This is a genomic window from Nonomuraea sp. NPDC003804 (assembly GCF_040610675.1).
GTDB lineage: Bacteria > Actinomycetota > Actinomycetes > Streptosporangiales > Streptosporangiaceae > Nonomuraea.
Genome location: NZ_JBEXMT010000001.1, coordinates 448499 through 464262 on the forward strand (window position 1 = coordinate 448499; position 15764 = coordinate 464262).

17 protein-coding genes are annotated in these 15764 nt (G+C 72.1%); 8 read left to right on the plus strand and 9 right to left on the minus strand.

From position 1 onward, the window contains the following. Window positions 1-20: 20 nt before the first annotated feature. Both ABZX22_RS02080 and ABZX22_RS02085 read left to right on the plus strand, forming a co-directional pair. Window positions 21-1553: an MFS transporter gene (locus ABZX22_RS02080; protein ID WP_354905122.1), complete on the plus strand. Its 1533-nt coding sequence runs from the start codon at window positions 21-23 to the stop codon at window positions 1551-1553. Window positions 1554-1576: 23 nt separating this feature from the next. Next, complete coding sequence (locus ABZX22_RS02085) at window positions 1577-2518, plus strand: DoxX family protein (protein WP_354905124.1); 942 nt, start codon at window positions 1577-1579, stop codon at window positions 2516-2518. 56 nt (window positions 2519-2574) lie between these two features. Here the strand turns inward: ABZX22_RS02085 and ABZX22_RS02090 are convergent, their stop codons facing one another. After that, entirely contained in the window at window positions 2575-3297 is a 723-nt protein-coding gene (locus tag ABZX22_RS02090; RefSeq protein ID WP_354905127.1) for a VC0807 family protein, read from the minus strand. A gap of 20 nt (window positions 3298-3317) precedes the next feature. Here ABZX22_RS02090 and ABZX22_RS02095 point away from each other — a divergent pair, with 20 nt between their 5' ends. Beyond that, window positions 3318-4175: a hypothetical protein gene (locus tag ABZX22_RS02095; RefSeq protein ID WP_354905129.1), complete on the plus strand. Its 858-nt coding sequence runs from the start codon at window positions 3318-3320 to the stop codon at window positions 4173-4175. A 114-nt stretch (window positions 4176-4289) separates the two neighbouring features. On the opposite strand, the gene ABZX22_RS02100 is transcribed toward ABZX22_RS02095, so the two are convergent. From ABZX22_RS02100 to ABZX22_RS02110, 3 genes are all read right to left on the minus strand, one after another. Further along, window positions 4290-4676: an enoyl-CoA hydratase-related protein gene (locus tag ABZX22_RS02100; protein WP_354905131.1), complete on the minus strand. Its 387-nt coding sequence runs from the start codon at window positions 4674-4676 to the stop codon at window positions 4290-4292. Window positions 4677-4846: 170 nt separating this feature from the next. Next, window positions 4847-5827, minus strand: coding sequence for a DMT family transporter (locus ABZX22_RS02105; RefSeq protein WP_354905133.1), 981 nt, complete (start codon window positions 5825-5827; stop codon window positions 4847-4849). Window positions 5828-5877: 50 nt separating this feature from the next. Next, window positions 5878-6378 (minus strand): MarR family transcriptional regulator, encoded by a 501-nt coding sequence (locus tag ABZX22_RS02110; RefSeq protein ID WP_354905135.1) that lies wholly within the window; start codon window positions 6376-6378, stop codon window positions 5878-5880. An 88-nt stretch (window positions 6379-6466) separates the two neighbouring features. Between ABZX22_RS02110 and ABZX22_RS02115 the strand changes: the two genes are divergently transcribed. Together ABZX22_RS02115 and ABZX22_RS02120 are read left to right on the plus strand one after the other, a co-directional pair. Further along, window positions 6467-7108 carry an NAD(P)H-dependent oxidoreductase gene (locus ABZX22_RS02115; protein ID WP_354905137.1) on the plus strand — a complete coding sequence of 214 codons (642 nt, stop codon included), beginning with the start codon at window positions 6467-6469 and terminating at the stop codon, window positions 7106-7108. A gap of 78 nt (window positions 7109-7186) precedes the next feature. Continuing rightward, window positions 7187-7840 carry a class I SAM-dependent methyltransferase gene (locus ABZX22_RS02120; protein ID WP_354905140.1) on the plus strand — a complete coding sequence of 218 codons (654 nt, stop codon included), beginning with the start codon at window positions 7187-7189 and terminating at the stop codon, window positions 7838-7840. Window positions 7841-7913: 73 nt separating this feature from the next. Here the strand turns inward: ABZX22_RS02120 and ABZX22_RS02125 are convergent, their stop codons facing one another. Continuing rightward, a complete protein-coding gene (locus ABZX22_RS02125) occupies window positions 7914-8642 on the minus strand; it encodes an SDR family NAD(P)-dependent oxidoreductase (RefSeq protein WP_354905142.1) in 729 nt (242 codons plus the stop codon). 117 nt (window positions 8643-8759) lie between these two features. On the opposite strand from ABZX22_RS02125, the gene ABZX22_RS02130 reads away from it, so the two are divergent. Beyond that, the gene (locus ABZX22_RS02130) at window positions 8760-9392 is read left to right on the plus strand and encodes a helix-turn-helix domain-containing protein (protein WP_354905144.1); all 633 of its coding nucleotides are present in this window, start codon (window positions 8760-8762) and stop codon (window positions 9390-9392) included. A 16-nt stretch (window positions 9393-9408) separates the two neighbouring features. Here the strand turns inward: ABZX22_RS02130 and ABZX22_RS02135 are convergent, their stop codons facing one another. Then, window positions 9409-10347 (minus strand): methionyl-tRNA formyltransferase, encoded by a 939-nt coding sequence (locus ABZX22_RS02135; RefSeq protein ID WP_354905145.1) that lies wholly within the window; start codon window positions 10345-10347, stop codon window positions 9409-9411. 81 nt (window positions 10348-10428) lie between these two features. On the opposite strand from ABZX22_RS02135, the gene ABZX22_RS02140 reads away from it, so the two are divergent. Beyond that, the gene (locus tag ABZX22_RS02140; RefSeq protein WP_354905146.1) at window positions 10429-11703 is read left to right on the plus strand and encodes a lysine N(6)-hydroxylase/L-ornithine N(5)-oxygenase family protein; all 1275 of its coding nucleotides are present in this window, start codon (window positions 10429-10431) and stop codon (window positions 11701-11703) included. Here ABZX22_RS02140 and ABZX22_RS02145 read toward each other — a convergent pair. From ABZX22_RS02145 to ABZX22_RS02155, 3 genes are read right to left on the minus strand one after another with little or no spacing between them, the layout of a single operon-like run. Beyond that, window positions 11669-12502: an ABC transporter ATP-binding protein gene (locus tag ABZX22_RS02145; RefSeq protein WP_354905148.1), complete on the minus strand. Its 834-nt coding sequence runs from the start codon at window positions 12500-12502 to the stop codon at window positions 11669-11671. The two genes, ABZX22_RS02140 and ABZX22_RS02145, sit on opposite strands and share 35 nt — an antisense overlap. 5 nt (window positions 12503-12507) lie before the next feature. Next, window positions 12508-13581: an iron chelate uptake ABC transporter family permease subunit gene (locus tag ABZX22_RS02150; RefSeq protein ID WP_354905150.1), complete on the minus strand. Its 1074-nt coding sequence runs from the start codon at window positions 13579-13581 to the stop codon at window positions 12508-12510. A 3-nt stretch (window positions 13582-13584) separates the two neighbouring features. After that, window positions 13585-14604 (minus strand): iron chelate uptake ABC transporter family permease subunit, encoded by a 1020-nt coding sequence (locus ABZX22_RS02155; protein ID WP_354905152.1) that lies wholly within the window; start codon window positions 14602-14604, stop codon window positions 13585-13587. 137 nt (window positions 14605-14741) lie between these two features. On the opposite strand from ABZX22_RS02155, the gene ABZX22_RS02160 reads away from it, so the two are divergent. Next, window positions 14742-15749, plus strand: coding sequence for an iron-siderophore ABC transporter substrate-binding protein (locus tag ABZX22_RS02160; protein ID WP_354905155.1), 1008 nt, complete (start codon window positions 14742-14744; stop codon window positions 15747-15749). Window positions 15750-15764 lie beyond the last annotated feature (15 nt).

Genomic DNA, 15764 nt, shown 5'->3' on the forward strand with positions numbered 1-15764 from the left:
GAACCTGTCATGGACGTCGCATGACGATCCTGCAGAGCGCGCCAGGTGTGCGGCGGGCCGAAACGGCGCGCGGGACCAACCGTTGGTCAATTCTGGTCCTGCTCTGCCTCAGCCTGCTCCTCATCACCGTGGACGCCACGGTGCTGCACATCGCCGTCCCCGCGTTGACGGCGGCCCTGGAGCCGTCCTCCGTCGAGCTGTTGTGGATCATCGACGCGTACTCGCTGGTCGTGGCCCCCCTGCTGATCATGTTCGGCACGCTCGGCGACCGCTACGGCCGAAAACGCCTGGTCCTGTGGGGATACGTGGTGTTCGGCCTGGCCTCCGCGGGCGCCGCGTTCGCGCCGACCCCGCTGACGCTCATCCTCGCGCGAGCCCTGCTCGGGGTCGGCGGCGCGATGATCATGCCGGCCACCCTGTCCATCATCCGCCAGGTCTTCACCGACCGGCGCGAGCGGGCGATCGCCCTCGGGGTCTGGAGCGCGGTGGCCGCCGCGGGCGCGGCCATCGGCCCGCTGATCGGCGGGCTGCTGGTCGAGCACTCCTGGTGGGGCGCCGTCTTCCTGATCAACGTGCCCATCCTGCTGGCCCTGCTGCCCGCCGCCCATCTCCTGCTGCCCGAGTCACGGGAGCGCACGGGCCGTCCGTGGGACGCCACCAGCGCGGTCCTGTCCGTGCTGGGCATCCTGGCCGTCGCCTTCGGCATCAAGGAGGCGGGCTCCGGCCACCCGGGCGCCGTCGCCGTGCTGCTGGCGGGCGCGGCGCTGCTCGCGTGGTTCGTACGGCGGCAGCGGCGCCTGCCGTATCCCCTGCTCGACGTCGGCCTCTTCAGGGACAGGGCGTTCGCCGCCGGCGTGGCGGGCGTGCTGCTCGGCGTCTTCTCCCTGGTCGGACTGCAGCTCATGCTCGCCCAGTACCTGCAACTGGTCCTCGGCGACAGCCCGCTGCGCGCGGCGCTCAGGATGCTGCCGCTGGTGCTGTCGGCGATCGCCGGAGGGCTGGCCGCCGCGGCGGTGCTGCGCAGGATCGGCATGCGCGCCACGATGAGCGGCGGTCTCGCGCTGGTGGCGGTGTCGCTGACGCCGACCCTGGCGTGGGGCGTGGAGCCCCACTCGTTCCTGCTGGCGGTCTGCTTCGTCGGCATCGGCTTCGGACTGCAGGTGGCGCTGCTGGCCGCCTCCGACACGATCATGTCGGCCGCGCCGGAGTCCAGGGCGGGCGGCGCCGCCGCCATCGAGGAGACCGCCTACGAGCTCGGCGCCGGGCTCGGCGTCGCCGTCCTCGGCACGATCACCGCGGTGGTCTACGCGCCGGGCGTGCCCACCGTGGCAGGGATACCCGCGCAGGCCATGGAGCAGGCGCGCCAGTCGATGGCCGCCGCGGCGCACGTGGCCAGGCAGACGGGCGGCGAGGCGGGAGCCGCGCTGATCGAGGCGGCGCGGTGGGCGTTCGTCCACGCCCTGCACACGACGATCATCGTCTCCGTGGTCCTGCTCACCGTCACCTCGGCCGCCGTGGCCGTGCTCATCCGGCGTGACCGAGGTTTGGAATGACCCGCTCAGGTCACAGGAATACCGTGAGACGGACCCTCCACGATCTCGCCACGCTCGCCGCCAGATTAGGGGTCGGCGGGCTCTTCTTCGCCAACGGCTGGCACAAGCTCGAAGTGGGCCTGACCGCCACCGGCGCCCAGTTCGCCGCCCAGGGCGCCCCCGCGCCGGGCGCATGGGCGGCGATCACCATGCTCACCGAGCTGATCGGCGGCGCGCTGCTGGTGGCCGGACTGTTCACGCCGGTGCTGGGGCTGCTGCTGTTCGCCGAGACGCTGGCCGTCTTCCTGGTCGCCCGGCCGCTGAACCCGGTCGACACCAACCTGGTCGTGGCGCTGGGCGCGGCGGCCGTCCTGCTGGCGGTGACGGGAGCGGGGCGGATCTCGGTGGACCACATGGTGGTGATCAGACGCCGGGAGGCCCAGGCGGCCGACGAGTTCGCGGCTGACAACGAGGCCGACTCCGTCATCGACGCCCTGCGCGAGCCCGGCACCTCCCGTGACCGCGAGACCGCCCGGGACGGCGAGTCCGCCCACGACCGCGAGGTGATCGGTGACCACGAGATCGTGCGTGACCGGGCGGAGGCCCGTGACCAGCGTGATCGTGCGGGGGACCGTGACCGCGAGGGTTCGGGCGGTTCCGAGACCTTTCGCGAGCACGGCGTGAGCGCGGCGGGCGCGAGCGGGCCCGCGGCCGTGGCGCCGGGACGGGCATCCAGGTCCGCCGCGCCCGCGGCGCCGTCCCCGGTGTCATCCCCGGCGTCATCCCCACCGGCGTCTCTGGCGGCGGGTGGGGACGGCGGGGCCGGCGAGGACACCGCGCCACATCCGCGACCGGGCCGCTCCTCCGGGTCCGAAGCCGCCGAGCCGCCGCTGCCGGGCGACACACTCGTGGCGGGCCGGAAGGCCACCGACGGCGCCAAGGGCGGGCGCGGCCGGTCACGGAAGCCCGTCGACCCGGCCGGGTAAACGGTCCCGGCCGCCCACCGCCCGCCATCACAGCTGGACGACCGCGATCCGTCGGGTCAGCCCTCGGCCGACCGGGGTCCGGCGGGCATCGGGGCCGTGCTTTGCTGCTTCTCGATCGTCATGGCCGCCGTCGCGGCGGCCGAGCGAGCACGGCCCCGTTTCGCCATGAAGATCGTCCATGTCACCAACGCCGCCACCACCACGATCGGCAGCACGTTGTTGACCAGGAGCATCGTCGCGGTCGGCAGCATATAGGTCAGCGGGATGCGCACGATCGCCTCCAGCAGGAAGCTCACCCCCCACACCGTCGTCATCAGGTACTGGGTGCGGCGGAAGCCGGGGTACTGCCACAGGCCGTTCCAGGCGGCGAGACCCTCGGGCGTGCCGTCGGTGCCGAACTTGCGGCCCAGATAGAACATGATCGGCCGGCGCAGGGCCAGGCTGCCCAGGAACGTCAGCCCCAGCAGCCCGGTGATCGCCGAGTCCTTGACGAAGAACAGCTCGGTCGTGTTGTAGGCGACCGCGCTCAGCGCGCCGAGCAGGAGCAGGACCAGCATCATCAGTCCGAATTCGTCCACCCGCCGTTTGACCGCCAGGTACAGGACCAGATCCCCGACCGGCCACAGCGAGGCCAGCAGCAGCGCGGTGACCGGGGCGAAGCCACGGTCGGTCAGCATCCCGTAGGTCACGAACGGCAGGACCACGCCGAACAGGATCGAGGGGACGAGATTCACCAGCACCGCCCCACCTCTGCCGCCCTGCGCCTTTTTCTGTGTCATCTCGATCCCCACTTCGTCATATGTCGACTAAGCTCACGAACGTGAGCAAAAGCGTAACAGGTCAGCAGGGTCCGGCAAATGTCTCACGCGGTGCCAACGTTGGAGTTGTCCCGTTCCTCTATGGGGTGGCGGGCCGAGAGGAGCTACCCGGAACCGTCCTGACACGGCTCCTCACCGACGTGGGACTGACCGAGGGCGCGGCGCGTTCGCTGATCGCCCGGATGCGGCGTGACGGCCTGCTCGCCGCCACGCCGCGCGGCCGGGGGGCCGACTACCACCTGGCCGGGAACTTCCTGACCGACTTCCGGCGGGCCCGGGACCGGCGAGCCGGGCCGCCGCCGGTCTGGGACGGCTACTTCCACGCGGTCTTCTACACCGTCCCCGAGTCCCAGCGCGCCTACCGCGACCGGCTGCGCCGCGCCGCCACTCTCGCCCGTTACGGGCTCATGCAGCCAGGCGTGTTGATCTCACCGGCCGACCGCCGCGCCCACCTCCTGGAGGAACTGGGCGGCCAGCCGCCCGCGGGGACCGTCTACTACGGACGCGTCGGGCTGTCGACGGCGGACGCGGCCGACGTCGCCTATCGCGCCTGGGAACTGGGCGAACTGAACAGCCGCTTCCACGAGCACGCCGTTCGGCTGCGGGCCGCCGCCCGGGAGCCGATGACACCTGTCGAGCCGAACGGCGCAGCGCTGGCGGCCTACATCCGGTTGTTCGGGGGCGCGTTGGTGGACACCCTGCGGACGCCCCCGCTACCGCAGGAGTTGTTGCCTGACGACTGGGGGCTGCCTGCCCTGCACGCCGCGATCGGCGAGGTGTTCGCCCGCTTCGGGCCACCGTCGCAGGAGTACGTGGCGCGCGTCCTCGCCGGGTCCTGACACGACCGTCACTCGCATGACGCCGGCCGTTCGGCCGTCGCCGCGCCGTGCCCGCGCGACGTCCCCGGGACAGTCGCGGAACGCGGTCGCCGCGGGTGTGGCTCTCCCGACGGGCTAGCCGGACACGGCGGAGCGGTCGAGGAACCGGCGCAGCCCGGTCCGTACGCCGTCGGTGGGCACGGTCACGGCGAAGCAGGCCGCCTCGACCGCGAGCCCTTCGTCGATCGGCAGGTTGACGCCCCGGGTGACCGCGCGCAGGCAGGCCGCCACGGCGGTCGGCGCGTGCCGGACGATCCGGGCGGCCAGGTTCCGTGCGGCGTCGAGGAGGTCGTCGGCGGGTACGACGGCGTTGACGAGGCCGATCTCGGCGGCGCGGGCGGCCGGGATCGGGTCGCCGGTCAGGATCATCTCCAGGCCGCGCTTGCGTCCGACGTGGCGCGGCAGCCGCTGGAGCCGCCGAACGGCACGCCACCGCTGGGCGAGCTCGGGCCGGCGTTGCACCCCTGCGGGACGCTATCGAGGCGATCCCGCCGTAACCGCCGTCGGGGCGGATACCGCCCGGACCAGGTCCTCCTCCTTCGCCGTCCATGCGCCCAGGTGCTGCGACCACGACGGCGCCCGGCCGCTCAAGGAACCCATGGGTCGTTTCCCGTCGCGGCCGGTGCACGCCGTCACGTCCTGGAGGGGATCGTGGGTTCGAGTTCGAGTTCGGGTTCGGGTTCGGGTTCGGTCCGGGGCGCCACGGCGGCCGGGGTACGGCCGAGGCGGACCATCCCCTGGGTCATCGCGATGGCCAGCAGGATCACCACCGCGCCCACCGGCTGGTTCCAGGTGAGGCCCTCCCCCAGCACGAGCACCCCCGACACGACCGCGAACACCGGCAGCAGGTAGGTCACCGTCGAGGTGGTGGTCACCCCCGCCCTGGCCTGCACGCCGTACAGCAGCAGGTAGGCGACGCCGGTGCCGAGCCCGCCGAGGCCGAGCATGCTCCACCAGACCGCGGGCGGCGCGGACAGGTCGACCAGCGGCACTCCCGCCAGCGCGGTGATCACCGCGAGCTGGAGGGTGCCGCTCATCAGCTGCCCCGTGGCGAGCACGACGGGCGCCTCGGTGCGGCGTCCGGTGACGAAACGGCCGAGGTAGGAGCCGCCGATGCCGTAGCAGAGGGCCGCGCCGAAGCAGGCCAGGCTGCCGCCGAGCTGGCCGCCGTCCATGGGCTGCCACACGCCGAGCACCACCATGACGCCCGCGAATCCGAGGCCGAGCCCGGCGACCCTGCCGGCGTTCGGCTTCTCGGTGCGCAGCAGCAGCGTGAAGGCGAGCGTGCACAGCGGGGTGGTGGCGTTCCAGATGGCGGCCACGACCGAGGAGACGTACTGCTCGCCGTAGGCGAAGAGGGTGAACGGCAGCGTGGTGAGCACCACGGAGGCCACCTGGAAGTGTCCCCACAGGCGCGGATCGCGTGGCAGCGCCTTGCGGCTGACGGCCAGGGCGGCCAGCAGGGTCGCCGCGCCGATGGCCATCCGGCCGAAGGAGATCTGGAGGGGATGCAGGGCGCCGACGGCCACCTTGATGAAAAAGAAGCTGTTGCCCCAGATGAGGGCGAGCAGCAGGAAAGCGGGCAGCCAGCGGCCCATGGGGGTGCTCTTCACGAGGTCATGAGCGTAGCGATGAGCCACGCGCACGATGTAGGGAAATATCCCTATTTGTCCGCGACGGCCTCGGCGACCACGCAGGCGTCGTGCTCGTTGCCGCCGTTGGCCAGATGGTGGGCGGCCAGACGCCGGAGCATGTCGCGGAAGCGCCCGCGCTCGTCGGGGTCGAGCGCGCGCAGCACGTGCTCCTCGACCAGACCGAGCACCCGCGCGGCCTCCGCGAGCCTGGCCCTGCCCGCGTCAGTGGCGACGATGACCCTGCTGCGCCTGTCGTTGGGGTCGGGCATGCGCTCGACCAGCCCCGCGGCCACGAGCTGGTCGACCAGGTAGACCATCACGGTGCGGTCGAGGCCCAGCTGGTTGGCCATGTCGATCTGGTTGCGGGCGCAGCCGTTGACCGCCGCGTGGACCACCATGTAGCCGCGCTGGGAGCCGGGGAAATCGGCGAGCGCGTGCTGCGCGGCCGTCAGGTGCGCGTGGAAGACCTGCCCCATGAGCCACCCCAGGTTGGTGTCGAATCCGGCGGGGAGCCCGTGCTCAGTCTTCATGGCCCGATGCTACTTCACTTGACAGATAAGCTGATGGACAGACAATCTGTCTCACAGATTATCTTTTCAACAGACGAAAGGGATCATCGTGGCTCATCTGCTGCACATCGACGCCTCCGCCGTACCCGCCGGCTCGGTCTCCCGCGGGGTGGCCGAGACGTTCAAGGACGCGTGGGAGGGCACCGTCGCCTACCGCGACCTGGGCTCCCGGCCGATCCCGCACCTGACGGCCTCGGGCATCAGCGCCCGCCTCACCCCCGCCCAGGACCACGACGCCGAGCAGGCGACGGCCTCCTTCCTGCAGGACGCGCTGGTGCGCGAGCTCCTGGAGGCGGACGCGTACCTGTTCGCGGTGCCGATGTACAACTTCGGCGCCCCGTCGACCTTCAAGGCGTGGCTGGACCAGGTCCTGATCCCCGGCCGGACGTTCGGGATGAGCCCGGCCGACAGTCCCGTCGCCGGCCGTCCGGCGACGCTCGTCCTGTCGCGCGGCGGCGCGTACGGCCCCGGCACGCCGAGGGAGGGCTGGGACTTCGCCGACCCCTACCTGCGCAAGATCCTGACCGAGGTGTTCGGCCTGGACCTCCACGTCATCACCGCCGAGCTGACGCTGGCCGAGACCACGCCCGCGATGGCGCCGCTGCGGGAGGCGGCGGCCGCCTCGCAGGCCGCCGCGCACGCCGCGGCCAGGGAGCACGCGCGCAGGCTCAGCGGAGCGGCACTCGTCTGACGGCCCGCCGCCTCGGGGCCGCGGCGGCCGTCCGGGGACGGTCCGGGCCGCGGCCCCGGAGGACTACGGTGGTCACCCGTGATCGAACCGGACTTCCTTCGCGCCACCCGCGCCGCCTACGACCTGGCCGCCGTTCCGTACACCGAGTTCAACAGCACGGTCTTCCCGACCCTGACCTTCGACCATGCCATGATCGCCGTGTTCGCCGACGTCGTGCGGGCGGCGGGGGGCGGGCCGGTCGCCGACCTCGGCTGCGGGCCCGGCCACGTGACGGCGCAGCTGCACGATCGCGGGCTGCCCGCCTTCGGCGTCGACCTGTCGCCGGAGCTGATCGCGCTGGCCCGCCGGGCGCACCCGGAGCTGCGGTTCGAGGTGGGCTCGATGGGCGCCCTCGATCTGGCGGACGGTTCCCTCGCCGGGATCCTGGCCCGCTACTCGATCATCCACACCCCGCCGGAGCGGCTGCCGGAGATCTTCGCCGAGTTCGGCCGGGTGCTGGCTCCGGGCGGCCACCTGCTCGTCTCCTTCCAGGCCCACGAGGATCCGGCGGGGCCGGCGGAGATGTTCGACCACAAGGTGACCCCGGCCTACCGGTGGCCGCCCGACCGGATCGCCGGCCTGCTGCGCGAGGCCGGGATCGCCGAGGTGGCCCGGCTGGTGTCGGCCCCGGAGGAGGACCCCCAAAGGGGCTTCCCGCAGGCCCACCTGCTGGCCCGCAGGCGGGCGAGCTGAGCCTGGTCGGCCCGCACGAGGACGTGCGTGCGGGCCGACCGGGGGGACGTGCGAGCCGACCGCGGGTCCCGGGTCAGGCGAAGGCGCTGAACGTCGTCTCGGCGCGGTCGCGCGTGGTGTACATCTGCCACGCGGCGTCGGCGATGGCGTCGGGGTTCAGCGTCTTGTCCCCCACGTCGCCGAACTGCTCCGGCTGCGACGTGACCAGCTGGTGGATGTCGCCACGCTCGATCAGCCCGCCGATGGTGAGCATCCCGGCGTAGACCCCCGTTCCCGCCAACCCCGCGTTGAGGGTCAGGACGTAGTTGCGCAGCGCCGCCGACGAGACGGCCAGGTCGCCGAGCGCGGGCATCGGCACGGCGGCGCTGAGCCCGCCCGCGAACAGCAGCCCGCCCGCGCCGCGCTCGATCATGCCGGGCAGCACCGTGCCGGTCACGTCGATGGCCGGGTACACCCAGCTCATCGCCTCCCGCACCCCGGCCGTGTCGGCCTCGGTGATCGGCCTGGGCCGGGGCCCGTCGATCGCGCCAGGACCGTAGTAGATCAGGTCGATGCCGCCGTACCGCGCGGTGACGGCCTCAAGCGCCGAGCGGAGCTGGTCGCCGTCGCGGACGTCGGCGGGGAAGGAGGCGGCCTCGATCCCCTCCTCGGCCAGGGCGGCGATGTACCCCGCGTGCCTGGCGCCGGTACGGGAGACCAGGGCGACGGTGTGGCCTTCGCGGCCGAAGCGGTGGGCGACGGACAGCCCGAGGCCGGGCCCCACCCCGATGACCACAGCCGTCCCGCGGGCGGTTTGAGACATGGAAAAGGACACAGTGCTGCCTTCCGAGTCGCAGTGACAAATAACTCGAGGGCGCCCTCAGGTTATGTCGACGGTAACATAATCTGAGGGCGCCCTCGAGTTAATGGGATGGGAAACATGGCCACGGGATCACGACCCCTGCGCGCCGACGCCGCGCGCAACCGCGACAAGCTGCTGGTCACCGCGACCCAGCTGTTCGGTGAACGCGGCCTCGACGTGCCGCTGGAGGAGATCGCCCGCACGGCTGGGGTCAGCATCGGCACGCTCTACAACCACTTCCCCACCAGGGAGGCCTTCTTCGACGCGATCTTCCCCGAACGGCTGGCGGCCCTGGACCGGATCGCCGCCGCGGCCCTGGAGGACCCCGATCCGTGGAACGGCTTCGCCGGCTTCCTGGAAGGGCTCTTCGCGCTGCAGGCCGAGGACCGCGGGCTCAACGACGCGCTCGCCCGGCGCTTCCCCAGCACCTCCGAGGTGAGCGACGCCTGCCACCGCGGTCTGCGGGACGTGGACCAGGTCATCGAGCGGGCCAGGCGAAGCGGGCAGTTGCGCGCCGACTTCACGGCGCAGGACGTGGCGACGCTGGTCTGGGCGATGTCGCAGGTGATCAGGGAGTCGACGGGGGTGGCGCCCCAGGCCTGGCGGCGGTGCCTGTCCTTCTTCCTGGACGGCCTGCGCACCGAGGCCGCCCATCCCATGACGCCGGCGGAGCCGGAGCAGGCCGGCCGCGCGACGGCGGACAGGCCCTGAGCCCCGGCGGACGCCCCTAGCGGAGGTAGCCGCCCATCGTCGTGAAGAACTCCGTCGCCGGCAGCTCGACGTCGTCGTCCTTGCGGACCCGCTCGATCACCAGGCCGTGGCTGCGGCCGCGCCTGGCGTCGGCGCCGGCGACGATGACCACGCCGTCGCCCTCGCGGATGAACACCCTGCCGGGCGTGCCGCCGTACCTGCCCCGGGAGACCGAGGCGCGCAGCACCCTGATGCGCGTGCCGTTGTAGTGGGTGAAGGCGTTGGGGTACGGGTCGGACTGGGCGCGGACCAGCCGGGCGATCTCCTCGGGGCTCCAGGTCCAGTCGATCCTGCTGTCCTCGATCGAGCGCTTGTGGAAGAAGCTGGCCTTCGAGCGGTCCTGCGGCGTCCAGTCCGTCCGGCCGGAGGCGATGAGCTCGAGCGACTCGGCGACGATGGGGCCGATCAGGTCGACCGTGCGGTGGAACAGGTCGGTGGCGGTGTCGTCGGGGCCCACCGGTACGGCGCGCTGGAGCACGATGTCACCCGCGTCCAGGTCGGCGTCCATCATGTGCGCGGTGACGCCGACCTCCTTCTCGCCGTTGACGAGCGCCCAGATGATCGGGGAGAACCCGGCGTAGGCCGGCAGCAGCGAGTCGTGCACGTTGAGCGTGCCGTGACGGGGCAGGGCGAAGATCTCCGGCGGGATCCACGTGCGCCAGTTGTTGGCGACGATGAGGTCGGGGTCGGCCTCCTTGAGCCTGGTCATCAGTTCCTCGTCGCCGGGCCGGTCGCGCACCAGGACCGGGACACCGTGCTCCGCGGCCAGGTCGGCGACCGAATCGCCCCAGATCCGCTCGTAGGCGTGCTCGCTCTTGGGATGCGTCACGACGAGGGCCACCTCGTGGCCCGAGTCCAGCAGCGCTCGCAGCGTGCGGTGGCCCCACGTCTGGTAGCCGAACATCACGACCCGCATGGCGTCTCCTTGTAGGGGGGATCGGAAAAGGTTAGGCTCGCCTTAATTAGGAGAGGCTAACCTAACCATGGAAGGTCATCAATGCCCCCGTCGGAGCACCACGTCCACGATCTCGTGGGCATCGGTTTCGGTCCCTCCAATCTCGCCCTGGCCATCGCGTTACGGGAACACGCCCCGCTCGACGCGGTCTTCTTCGAGAAGCAGCCGGCCTTCGGATGGCATCGCGGCATGCTGATGGAGGGCACGACGATGCAGGTGTCCTTCCTGAAGGACCTGGTCACCATGCGCAACCCGGCCAGCCCGTTCAGCTTCCTGAGCTACCTGAGCGACAAGGGCCGGCTGGTCGACTTCATCAACCACAAGACGATGTTCCCCTCGCGTCTGGAGTTCCACGACTACCTCGAATGGGCCGCGGCCTCCTTCGCCGACCAGGTGGAGTACCGGTCCGAGGTCGTCGCCATCACCCCCGTGACCGTCGACGGCGTGATCGAGTTCCTCGACGTGGTGGTACGCCAGGGCGGCTGCTCCGACGAGCTGACCACCAGGAGGACCAGGAACGTGGTGATCGCCGCGGGCCTGGAACCGGTGCTGCCGCCGGGCGTGGTGAGCGACGAGCGCGTCTGGCACAGCGAGGAGCTCCTCGACCGGCTGCCCACGCTGCGCGAGCCGCGGCGCGTGGTCGTGGTGGGCGCTGGCCAGAGCGCGGCCGAGGTGACCGACCACCTGCACAGCACCTTCCCCGGCGCGGAGGTGTGCGCCGTCTTCGCCAAGTACGGCTACACGCCCGCCGACGACAGCTCGTTCGCCAACCGCATCTTCGACCCCGCCGCCGTCGACCACTTCTACACCGCGCCGGACGAGGTGAAGCGGCGGCTGCTGGACTACCACGCCTCCACCAACTACTCGGTGGTCGACCTGGAGCTCATCGACGAGCTCTACCGGCGCCACTACCAGGAGAAGGTGCGCGGCGTGGAGCGGCTGCGGATCCTCAACGCCTCCCAGGTGGTGGAGGTCGCCGAAGGGCCCCGGGTGACGGTGGAGTTCCTGCCGACGGGAGAGCGCACGGTCCTGGAGGCCGACCTGCTGGTGTACGCGACCGGTTACCGTCCCGGCGACCCGCTGACGCTGCTGGGCGAGGCCGGCGAGCACTGCCTGCGGCTGCCGGACGGCCGCCTGCGGATCGAGCGCGACTACCGCGTCGCCACGACGGAGGCGATGCGCTGCGGCATCTACGTGCAGGGCGCCACCGAGCACACCCATGGCATCACCTCGACGCTGCTGTCGAACACCGCCGTGCGGGTGGGCGAGATCGTCCACTCGATCAGCCGCGCGCGTTCCTACGCGGGCCGGCGCTGACGTCGCCGTCGTGGTGGCGGCCGATCGGGATGATCAGCGGGGTTCCGCTGACCGGGTCGGCCGCCACCTGGCAGCGCATGCCGAAGACGTGCTCGACCAGCTCGGCGTCGATCACGTCGGCGGGCGGCCCCTCCGCCACGACGCGCCCGGCCCTCATCACGATCAGCTGGTCGGCGTACCTGCAGGCCTGGTTGAGGTCGTGCAGGACCATGACGACCGTGCGGCCCTGGTGGCGGTTGAGGTCGACGACCAGGTCGAGGACGTCGATCTGGTGCGCCAGGTCGAGGTAGGTCGTCGGCTCGTCGAGCAGCAGCACGGGCGTGCCCTGGGCGACCGCCATGGCGATCCAGGCCCGCTGCCGCTGGCCGCCGGACAGCTCGTCCAGCGGCCGGTCGGCGTGTTCGAGCATGCCGGTGGCCACCAGCGCGTGCGTGACCGCGTCCTGGTCGGCCGACGACCACTGCCGCCACCAGGTCTGGTGCGGTGAGCGGCCCTGCCCGACCAGGTCGGTGACGGTCAGCCCCTCGGGCGCGACGGGCGACTGCGGCAGGATGCCGAGGTGCCGGGCGACCTGCCGGGTGGGCATGGTGTGGATGGCGCGGCCGTCCAGGTGCACCGCGCCGTCACGGGGGGCCAGCAGCCGGGCCAGGGCGCGCAGCAGCGTGGACTTGCCGCAGGCGTTCGCGCCGATGACGGCGCTGATCCTGCCCTGCGGGATCTCCAGGTCAAGGCCGTCGACGACGACGCGGTCGTCATAGGCGAGCGTCAGCCCGCTGGCCCGCAGCGACGGGTACGTCACGTGTCTCATCCTCCCGTGCCCCGCCGGTTGGCCCGGCTGAGCTGCCACAACAGGAACGGCGCGCCGAGCACGCCCGTCACCACCCCGACGGGCAGCACGGAGTCGGCCATGAGGCGCTGGCTGACCAGATCGGCGACCAGGACGACCACTGAGCCCGTGAGAGCCGAGGCGGTCGCGGGCGGGCCTGCGGTGCGGGCCATGCGCTGGGCGATCTGCGGCGCGGCCAGCGCGACGAACAGGATCGGCCCGGCCGCGGCGGTGGCGAAGGCGGCCGCCGCGGCGCCGCACAGCAGCAGGGCCAGGCGGGTGCGCTGCACGGGGGTGCCGAGCCCGCCGGCCACGTCGTCGCCCAGGCGCAGCGTCCGCAGCAGCCGTACCAGCAGGAGCACCGCGGGCAGCAGGACGGCGAGCGTCACGGCCAGCGGCCCCGCCTGCGCCCATCCCCGGTCGTTGAGATTGCCGACCAGCCAGCCCAGCACCTTCTGCGCCTGGTGGAGCTCCGCCCTGCTCAGCAGGTAGGAGGTGAGGCTGACGCACATCCAGCTGACCCCGATGCCCACCAGCACGATCCGGTAGCCGGTGGTGCCGCGCTTCCAGGCCAGCAGGTAGATCAGCACGCCCACGGCGACGGCGCCCGCCAGGCCGAGCCACTGGAGCCCCAGGCCGGCGCCGGCGCCGAGCACGATGCCCGCGGCGACGGCGGCGCCCGCGCCCTGGGTGATGCCCAGCATGTCGGGGCTGGCCAGCGGGTTGCGGGTGACGGCCTGAAAGATCGCGCCCGACAGCCCGAGGGCGGCCCCGGCCAGCAGACCCACCACGGCCCTGGGCAGCCGCAGCTCCCACACCACGAACAGGTCGGCCCGCTCCCCCTCCCCCGCCAGCGCGCGGACGACGGCGGCGGGCGCAAGCGCGTAGTCGCCCGCGCCCGCGCCGACGGCCAGGCAGAGGACGGCGAGCGTCACGAGGGCGAGCAGCAGCCAGGTCAGCACGAGCCGGGGGCGCAGCACGCCGGAGACGGCGGGCCGGTCCACCCGGAAGGTCAGGCGGTCGCGGGAGCGCGTGAGATGCGGTCCGAGCATCGGCTACAGCTCCGCGAGCCTGCGACGGCGGACCATGGCGATGAAGAACGGCGCGCCGAGGAAGGCGGCCACCAGGCTGACGTCGAGCTCGGTGGGGCGCACGACGACGCGGCCGAGGATGTCGGCCACCAGCAGCAGGCAGGGCGCCAGCAGCATCGAGGCGGGCAGCAGCCAGCGGTGGTCGGGGCCGGTGACGATTCTCACCAGGTGCGGGACGACGAGCCCGACGAAGACGATCGGTCCGGTGACCGCCACGGTCGCCCCGGTCAGCACGGTCACCGCGAGCGCGCCGCGCAGCCGTACGGACACGAGGCTGCGGCCGAGGGCGGCGGCGACGTCGTCGCCGAGGGACAGGCTGTTGAGCGCGGGCGCGGTGCTCAACGCCAGCACGGCGCCGCCGGCGAGGAACGGCAGGAGCACCAGCAGCGTCCCGCCGTCGTGCCCGGTCAGCGAGCCGGCCGACCAGTACCTGTAGCGGTCGAGCGCCTCGGGGTCGGTCAGCGCGATGCCGCCGGTCAGCGAGTCGAGCAGGTAGGTCACGGCCACGCCCGCCAAGGCGAGCTTGACCGGCGCGGCGCCGCCCCTGCCCCTGCTGCCCAGCAGGTAGACCACAGCACTGGCGACGGCCGCGCCGCCGAAGGCGAACCAGACCGACGACAGCAGGCCGCTGACACCGAGCGCGGCCGCGGCGACCACGACGCCGAAGGCGGCGCCCGCGCTCACGCCGAGCAGGCCGGGATCGGCCAGCGGGTTGCGGGTCAGCCCCTGCATGACGGCTCCGGCCAGGCCGAGGGCCGCTCCGGCGAGCACGGCGACCAGGGTGCGGATCAGCCGCGTCCCGCCGACGATGGCCGCGACCTCGGGGTCGACGGCGGCCGGATCGGCCAGGGCCGTCCAGACCTGGCCGAGCGGGATCGCCCTGCTGCCGACGGCCAGGGACAGCGCGCAGAGCACGACCAGGACCCCCGCGCTCACCGCGATCAGGAGCGGCCGCCGTGCCGCGGCGGTTCTCTGCTGTGTCACGAAGATCCGATCTTCCGCTTTTTAGGTTAGGCATACCTCACTCAGTCGCCTCGCGCAAGACTTTTCCGCGATTGAAGATAGGTAAGGCTTACCTTAGTCTGCGTGCCGGTGACACTTCAGATCCGGAAGAGGAAACTATGTCCAAGCGTCTCTCGACAGTGCTCGCCGCACTGGCGCTGACCGTCGCCGCCGGCTGCGGCAGTCCCACCCCGGCCGGTACGGCGGCGCCCGCCCCCGCCTCGCCCGCCCCGGCGACCGGATCGGCCTTCCCGGTGAAGGTCGAGCACATGTACGGCACGACCGAGATCGCCAAGCGTCCCGAGCGGATCGTCACCATCGGCCTGAGCGACCACGAGCCCGTCCTCGCGCTCGGCTTCAAGCCGGTCGGCGTCGTGGACTGGTTCCAGCGCAGCCCGTTCTCCGACTGGCCCTGGACCAAGGACAGGTGGGGCGGCACCGAACCCACCGTGCTCGGCCTGCGCGAGGACGGCGTCAAGTTCGAGAAGCTGGTCGCGCTCAAGCCCGACCTCATCTTCGCCATGTACTCCGGCATCCAGAAGGAGCACTACGACAAGCTGTCGCAGATCGCTCCCGTCGTCGCCCAGCCGAAGGGCTTCGACCCCTATGCCGCCCCGTGGCAGGAGATGACGCTGCTGGCCGGCCGCGCCCTCGGCGAGGAGGACACGGCCAGGCGGCTCATCGCCGGCATCGCCGACCGGTTCGCGAAGGTCCGGGCCGACAACCCGCAGTGGAAGGGGCTGACGGCCGTCGCCGCCGACAGCTTCAAGGCCGGGCAGTACTCGGCCTTCCAGAAGGGCGACCCCAAGTCGGCGTTCCTGGCCGAGCTGGGCTTCACCGTCCCTGAGGAGATCACCAGGCAGGCCGGCAAGTCCAACGTGGCCGAGTTCGGCTCCGAGGGGCTGAGCCTGCTGGAGGTCGACCGCCTCGTCTGGCTGACCACCGGCAAGCAGCCGTGGGAGCGGATCAGGAACGACAGCGTCTACAAGCAGCTGAAGGTGGCCAGGCAGGGCCGCGACCTCTTCCTGACCTACCAGGACCCGCCGATCGGCGCGGCGCTGTCCTTCAACACGGTACTGAGCATCCCCTACGCCATCGACCAGGTCGTGCCGCTTCTCAAGAAGTGATCCCCGGCCGGCCCG

Excerpts from the sequence above, each read along its gene's own strand:
- ABZX22_RS02150 (WP_354905150.1), bottom strand. The coding sequence starts at position 13,581 with ATGCTCGGACCGCATCTCACGCGCTCCCGCGACCGCCTGACCTTCCGG.
- ABZX22_RS02110 (WP_354905135.1), bottom strand. The coding sequence starts at position 6,378 with ATGAAGACTGAGCACGGGCTCCCCGCCGGATTCGACACCAACCTGGGG.
- ABZX22_RS02135 (WP_354905145.1), bottom strand. The coding sequence starts at position 10,347 with ATGCGGGTCGTGATGTTCGGCTACCAGACGTGGGGCCACCGCACGCTG.
- ABZX22_RS02125 (WP_354905142.1), bottom strand. The coding sequence starts at position 8,642 with ATGTCTCAAACCGCCCGCGGGACGGCTGTGGTCATCGGGGTGGGGCCC.
- ABZX22_RS02095 (WP_354905129.1), top strand. The coding sequence starts at position 3,318 with ATGTCGACTAAGCTCACGAACGTGAGCAAAAGCGTAACAGGTCAGCAG.
- ABZX22_RS02090 (WP_354905127.1), bottom strand. The coding sequence starts at position 3,297 with ATGACACAGAAAAAGGCGCAGGGCGGCAGAGGTGGGGCGGTGCTGGTG.
- ABZX22_RS02160 (WP_354905155.1), top strand. The coding sequence starts at position 14,742 with ATGTCCAAGCGTCTCTCGACAGTGCTCGCCGCACTGGCGCTGACCGTC.
- ABZX22_RS02140 (WP_354905146.1), top strand. The coding sequence starts at position 10,429 with ATGCCCCCGTCGGAGCACCACGTCCACGATCTCGTGGGCATCGGTTTC.
- ABZX22_RS02130 (WP_354905144.1), top strand. The coding sequence starts at position 8,760 with ATGGCCACGGGATCACGACCCCTGCGCGCCGACGCCGCGCGCAACCGC.
- ABZX22_RS02080 (WP_354905122.1), top strand. The coding sequence starts at position 21 with ATGACGATCCTGCAGAGCGCGCCAGGTGTGCGGCGGGCCGAAACGGCG.